Source organism: Nguyenibacter vanlangensis, assembly GCF_013376155.1.
Taxonomy (GTDB): Bacteria; Pseudomonadota; Alphaproteobacteria; order Acetobacterales; family Acetobacteraceae; genus Gluconacetobacter; species Gluconacetobacter vanlangensis.
The window spans coordinates 1-6,179 of sequence record NZ_JABXXP010000135.1; the positions used below are offsets into that span (position 1 = coordinate 1).

At 67.9% G+C, this 6,179-nt stretch carries 6 protein-coding genes; 5 read left to right on the forward strand and 1 reads right to left on the reverse strand.

Annotated elements, in window-relative coordinates; genetic code table 11:
- Positions 1 to 657 (reverse strand): amidohydrolase family protein (locus tag HUK84_RS08655; protein ID WP_176639944.1); only part of this gene is annotated, 657 nt, incomplete at its 3' end.
- A gap of 204 nt (positions 658 to 861) precedes the next feature.
- Between HUK84_RS08655 and HUK84_RS08660 the strand changes: the two genes are divergently transcribed.
- From HUK84_RS08660 to HUK84_RS08680, 5 genes are all read left to right on the forward strand, one after another.
- A complete protein-coding gene (locus HUK84_RS08660) occupies positions 862 to 1,128 on the forward strand; it encodes a hypothetical protein (RefSeq protein WP_176639945.1) in 267 nt (88 codons plus the stop codon).
- A 57-nt stretch (positions 1,129 to 1,185) separates the two neighbouring features.
- Entirely contained in the window at positions 1,186 to 1,857 is a 672-nt protein-coding gene (locus tag HUK84_RS08665) for a TetR family transcriptional regulator C-terminal domain-containing protein (protein ID WP_176639946.1), read from the forward strand.
- Positions 1,858 to 2,131: 274 nt separating this feature from the next.
- Complete coding sequence (locus tag HUK84_RS08670) at positions 2,132 to 3,400, forward strand: M20 family metallo-hydrolase (RefSeq protein ID WP_176639947.1); 1,269 nt, start codon at positions 2,132 to 2,134, stop codon at positions 3,398 to 3,400.
- A 65-nt stretch (positions 3,401 to 3,465) separates the two neighbouring features.
- Positions 3,466 to 4,779: an aspartate aminotransferase family protein gene (locus tag HUK84_RS08675; protein WP_176639948.1), complete on the forward strand. Its 1,314-nt coding sequence runs from the start codon at positions 3,466 to 3,468 to the stop codon at positions 4,777 to 4,779.
- Between the two features lie 42 nt (positions 4,780 to 4,821).
- Positions 4,822 to 6,179 (forward strand): NCS1 family nucleobase:cation symporter-1 (locus HUK84_RS08680; protein ID WP_176639949.1); only part of this gene is annotated, 1,358 nt, incomplete at its 3' end.

A 6,179-nucleotide genomic window follows, 5' to 3' on the forward strand; every position in this document is an offset into this window, starting at 1 on the left:
CTCGCCCTCGACCGCGGGCGGGCGGGAGAGCGGATGCGAGTCGGGGCCGGTCAGACCGCGCCGCAGCAGGTCCTGCTGGAGGAAGGCGACGGCGTCGCCGTTCTCGGCATGCACGTTGCACAGCGCGCCCAGTTCCAGCGCCCGGCCGATCGAGCGCAGCAGCACGCCGTCATCGACCATCAGCGCGCCCTTGTAGGCCATGAAATGCTTGAAGGAATTGACCCCGCATTCCCGCGTCAGCGTGCCCATCTCGGCATGGACCTGGTCGTCCCAATGGGTGACGGCGACGTGGAAGGAATAATCGGCCACCGCCTTCGCGGCCTTGGCGCGCCAGTCCTTCCACGCGGCCAGCAGCGAGCCGCCCGGCTGGGGGATGACGAAATCGATGATCATGGTCGTGCCGCCCGCGACGCCGGCGGCGGTGCCGGTTTCGAAATCGTCGCTGGAGACCGAGCCCATGAAGGGCATTTCCATATGGGTGTGCGGGTCGATCCCGCCCGGCATGACCAGCAGGCCGCCGGCATCCAGCACGTCGCAGCCGGTGGGCGCCGCGATCCCGGGCGCCACCTGGGCGATCCGTCCCGCATCGTCGCACAGCACGTCGGCCCGCCAGCTTCGCTCGGCCGTCACCACCGTTCCGCCACGCACCAGAAGCATCGTCGGTCTCCTTTTCGGGGGCCGGGCTGCCCGTCATGGGAAGCGCCGGCCCGTTCCGTCATTCCTGCCGCAAAACAGAGCAAATCGCGTGCCGGAGGGGAATAGCCGGTTTTGTGATGCTGCCAGGGGCCGTATCCGGATCGCGGATGACAATAGCGCGCCCCGTCCCTATCGTGACGGCGATCAGACGAGAGGTATGGCCGGATGTCGGACAGTCCGTCGAAAGCCTGGTTCGCGGCCAAGCGCTACGGCTACGGGACCGGGCGGCCCATCGCGTGGCAAGGCTGGGCGGTGCTTGCCGTCTTCGTCGCGATCCTGGTATCCGCCCGGGCGATCCTCGGATTCCTCGGAATCGGCCCCGCCGGCATAGTCACGATCGTTATCGATGCCGTCGCCCTGGCGGTGCTTCTGGCGATATGCGCGTTGAAGACCGAGGGGGGCTGGCGGTGGCGCTGGGGTGAGCGGCGCTAGCGGGGACGGCGCATGTTTCCGGCTTGCCAGCCGGGCGCAAAGGCGGGACGGTACCTCATGCGCAGTTCCGCTTCTTCTCCCCCGTTCGTGCCCCGTCCCGTTCGCCGCCAGGAGCAGGCGGCGGGGGCGCCGCGACGGGCCAGCACGCAGCAGATCTTTCGCGCGGCCGAGCGCCTGTTCGGGCGTGACGGGTTCAAGGGCGCCAGCATGGCGGCGATCGCCGCCGAGGCCGGGCTGCCGAAGGCGAACATCCATTATTATTTCGGCACCAAGGAAGAGCTGTATCGCGCGGTGCTGGAGAACATCCTGACCGACTGGCTGGCGGACGCCACGGTGTGGATTCGTCCCGACCAGACGCCGCGCGCGGCGTTGGAGGGCTATATCCGCGCCAAGCTGGCGTTCTCGCGCGAGCGGCCGGATGCGTCGCGGATCTTCGCCCACGAAGTCCTGCAGGGGGCGACGCATATCAGCGTCTTCCTGCAGACGTCGCTGCGGCGGCATGTCGAGGAGCTGGACGAGACGTTCCGCGCCTGGCAGCGCGCCGGGGCGATGCGGGCGGTGTCGGGGCCGCATCTGATGTTCTGCCTGTGGGCGATGACCCAGACCTATGCCGACATGGGGGCGCAGATCGGGGCGGTGCTGGGCCAGCGCACGCTGCGCGAACAGGATTACGAGGACGCGGCGCGGACGATCCTGACGCTGGTGATGGCCGGATGCGGCGTGGATTGAAATACGGGCAATTGCGCCGTTTTGTGCCTTATTTCTGGTCTCTTCTGGTCGTCTCCGCGATCTTTTGTCTGGAAATTCGACTAACCTGACTCATTGGTCAGAATTTTCGCTACCATATCGAAAGAATCCGGCATAGGCTCGGCACGGATTATGTGCGGTGCGGAGCGCGCGCATGTCGGCCCGGCCGATACGCGTGTATAACCATGTGACTATAACCGTGCGGCGGGGATCCGACCGGTTCGGAAACGATCGGGCGAATGGCTGGAGGTAGCGAATGAGCGAGGCGGGCGGCCTGCGGAGCGGGGACAATGTCACCGTGGATGGCGCATCGTTATGGAACGACATCCTGGAGACCGCGCGTTTCGGCGCGACGCCGAAGGGCGGGATCAGGCGCCTGACCCTGACCGAGGAGGACCGGCAGGTGCGCGACTGGTTCGCCGCCGCCTGCCGGGCGCTGGGATGCAGCGTCAGCCATGATTCGATGGGCAACCAGTTCGCCCGCCGCGAGGGCGCCGACCCGTCCCTGCCGCCGATCACCATGGGCAGCCATCTGGACACGCAGCCGACGGGCGGCAAGTTCGACGGGATCATCGGCGTGCTGGGCGGTCTGGCGGTGCTGCGGGCGTTGCGGGAATCGGGGCATGAGACGCGCCACCCGATCGAGGTCATCAACTGGACGAACGAGGAAGGGGCGCGGTTCGCCCCGGCGATGCTGGCATCGGGGGTGTTTGCCGGCGTGTTCACCGAGGCGGAGGCGCTGGACAAGACCGACCGGGCGGGGGTGCGCTTCGGCGATGCCCTGGCGGGGATCGGCTATCGCGGGCCGGAGCCGTGCGGCCGGCACCCGATCGCGGCCTATTTCGAACTGCATATCGAGCAGGGGCCGATCCTGGAAGCCGAGGGCAAGACGATCGGCGTGGTGACCGGCGTGCAGGCCATACGCTGGTACGAAGTGACGGTGACGGGGCGGGATTCCCATGCGGGCAGTACGCCGATGACCATGCGGGCCGATGCCCTGCTGGCGGCGGCGCGGATGATCGAGGCGGTCAACGCGGTGGGATTGGCGCATGGGCCCGACGCGGTGGCGACGGTCGGGCTGGTCGAGAACCGGCCCAACAGCCGCAACGTGGTGCCGGGCGAGGTGTTCCTGACCATCGACCTGCGCGATCCCGACGACGCGGTGGTCGGGCGCATGGAGGACGCGCTGCGCGAGAGGATCGCGGACATTGCCGCCGCATCGGGCGTGCGGGCGGATTTCGCGCGCGTGTGGGATGCGCCGGCGGTGCATTTCGACCCGGCCTGCATCGAGGCGGTGCGGCAGGCGGCGGAGTCCTTCGGCTATCCGGCCCGCCGGATCGTGTCGGGCGCGGGGCATGACGCGGCGTATCTGGCGCGGGTCGCGCCCACCACGATGATCTTCGTTCCGTGTGCCGGCGGGTTGAGCCACAACGAGGCCGAAAGCGCGGAACGCGGCGACGTGACGGCCGGGGCGAACGTGCTGCTGCGGGCGGTGCTGGATGCCGACCGGCGGCTGAACGCCTGACGCCCCCTGCCCTCTCTGTCCTTTTTTCCCGCCTTACCTGACCAGCAGATCGCAGGAGTTACGCGATGTCGGCGACCAATCACGACGCGTTCTGGATGCCTTTTACCGCCAACCGGCAGTTTCGCCGCACGCCGCGCATGCTGGTCGCGGCCGACGGCATGTATTACACCGCCGATGACGGGCGCCGGGTCCTGGATGGCTGCGCGGGGCTGTGGTGCGTCAATGCCGGCCATAATCGTCCGCGCATCACCGAGGCGGTGCAGAAGACGATCGCGACCCTGGATTTCGCCCCGACCTTCCAGATGGGCCATCCGCTGGGCTTTGCGGCGGCTGATCGCATCGCGGCGCTGGCGCCGGGCGACCTGAACCATGTGTTCTTCTGCAATTCGGGGTCCGAGGCGGCGGATACGGCGCTGAAGATCGCCATCGCCTATCACCGCGTGCGGGGCGACGCGGCGCGCACGCGGCTGATCGGGCGGGAGCGCGGTTATCACGGCGTGGGATTCGGCGGGATTTCCGTGGGCGGGATTTCGGGCAACCGCAAATTATATGGCGGGCTGCTGACCGGGGTCGATCATCTGCCGCACACCCATGACCTGGCGCGCAACGCGTTCTCGAAGGGCTTGCCGGAGCATGGGGCGGAACTGGCGGACACTCTGGAGCGGATCGTCGCCCTGCATGACCCGTCGACCATCGCGGCGGTGATGGTCGAGCCGATGGCCGGATCGACCGGCGTGCTGCCCCCGCCGGTCGGCTATCTGCGGCGGCTGCGCGAGATCTGCGACAAATACGGCATCCTGCTGATCTTCGACGAGGTCATCACCGGTTTCGGACGGCTGGGCGGCCCGGCCTTCGCAGCCGAGAAGTTCGGCGTGATCCCCGACATCATGACCTGCGCCAAGGGGGTCACCAACGGTACGATCCCGATGGGCGCCGCCATCGTGCGCGAACATGTGCATGCGGCCTTCATGGACGGCCCCGAAAGCGGGATCGAACTGCCGCACGGCTATACCTATTCCGGCCATCCGGTGGCCTGCGCCGCGGCGATCGCGACGCTGGACACCTACGCCGAGGAGAATTTGTTCGCGCGGGCCGACGACCTGGCCCCCTATTTCGAGGAAGCGGCCCATGCGCTGCGCGGGCTGCCGCACGTCGTCGATATCCGCAATGTCGGGCTGGTCGCCGGCATCGAGCTGGAGCCGCGTCCGGGCGCGCCGGGCGCTCGGGCCTATGAGACGTTCGATCGGGCGTTCCGCAAGGGCGTGCTGGTGCGCTACACCGGCGACGTGATCGCGGTGTCGCCGCCGCTGATCATCGAGAAGGCGCAGATCGACCAGTTGTTCGGCACCATCGCCGACATCGTGCGCACGCTGGACTGAACCGGCCCCCTTTCGCCCGTCGATCCGTCAGGAGACCCCGCCATGACCGAGAGTTCGTCCCCTGCCCCGGACCCCTCGCCGATCGGTTCCTATGCGCCCGACCTGTATAATGCCGACCTGGCGCCGGTGCCGCCCGAGCGGCGGGACTGGAGCTGGGTGAACATGGCCACGGTGTGGATGGGCATGGTCCATAACATCGTGGCCTATGAGGCGGCATCGGGGCTGATGGCGCTGGGATTTTCGGCGTGGCAATGCCTTGAGATCGTCGCCGTCGCCTATCTGATCCTGTTCCTGGCGATGTGGTTCAACGCCAGGGCGGGGACACGGTACGGCATTCCGTTCTGCGTGCTGATCCGTTCGGCCTTCGGGCCGTTCGGGGCGCAGTTGCCGGTGGTGTTGCGCGGGTTCTGCGCGATCTTCTGGTTTTCGGTCCAGTCCTATGCCGCCGCGCAGGCGGTGGATGCGATATTCTCGACCCTGAATGCGGGCTGGGCGTCGCTGCAGGCGCCGTTCCTGGGCATGCAGCTTCGCATGTGGCTGGCGATGGCCGCGATCTGGGCGCTGCATGGCTGGATCGCCAGCCATGGCGTGCATCGGATCCGCAATTTCGAGCTGGTCGCCGGGCCGCTGGTCATCCTGGTCGGATTGCTGGCCACGATGTGGGGATTGCATGTGGGCCACGGGCTGGGCCCGCTGTTCGCGCAGCCGTCGCATCTGCACGGAGCGGAATTCTGGTCGCGGTTCGCCATGGGGGTGACCGGGATGATCGGGATGTGGGCGACCTTCGCCGTCAATATTCCCGACCTGTCGCGCTTCGTACGCTCGGAACGCGACCAGGTGGTGGGACAGGCGATCGGGCTGCCGGTGACGGCGCTGGTCTTTACGCCCATGGGAATCATCACGACCTCGGCGACCGTTATCCTGTTCGGCCACCCGATCTGGAACCCGGTGGAGCTGCTGGTGGCGCTGGGCCACCCGGTCGTGACGGTGCTGGGCGGGGCCACGCTGGTGTTGGCGACGCTGTCGGTCAACGTCGTGGCCAATATCATGCCGGCGGCCTATGACCTGGTGAACCTGATGCCCCGGCGCCTGGACTTCAACCGCGCGTCGCGGCTGGTGCTGGTGCTGGGCGTCTTCTTCATGCCCTGGCTGTGGTTCAACGAGGCGGCGAGCATCTATCGCGCACTGGACCTGATCGGCGGGCTGCTGGGGCCAGTGACCGGGATCATGCTGGCGGATTTCTATGTCGTGCGCCGCCAGGTGCTGGATGTGCCGGACCTGTACCGCCACCAGGGCCGCTATGCCGGACGGAAGGGCTGGGGCCTGCCGGGCCTGGGGGCATTTGCCGCCGGCGGGCTGGTGGCCTCGGCGGGGCACATCCTGCCGGGCCTGGCGGGGTT

Bases quoted from the DNA above. Each gene is read 5' to 3' on its own strand.
- HUK84_RS08660 (WP_176639945.1), top strand. From the start codon at position 862: ATGTCGGACAGTCCGTCGAAAGCCTGGTTCGCGGCCAAGCGCTACGGC.
- HUK84_RS08665 (WP_176639946.1), top strand. From the start codon at position 1,186: ATGCGCAGTTCCGCTTCTTCTCCCCCGTTCGTGCCCCGTCCCGTTCGC.
- HUK84_RS08670 (WP_176639947.1), top strand. From the start codon at position 2,132: ATGAGCGAGGCGGGCGGCCTGCGGAGCGGGGACAATGTCACCGTGGAT.
- HUK84_RS08675 (WP_176639948.1), top strand. From the start codon at position 3,466: ATGTCGGCGACCAATCACGACGCGTTCTGGATGCCTTTTACCGCCAAC.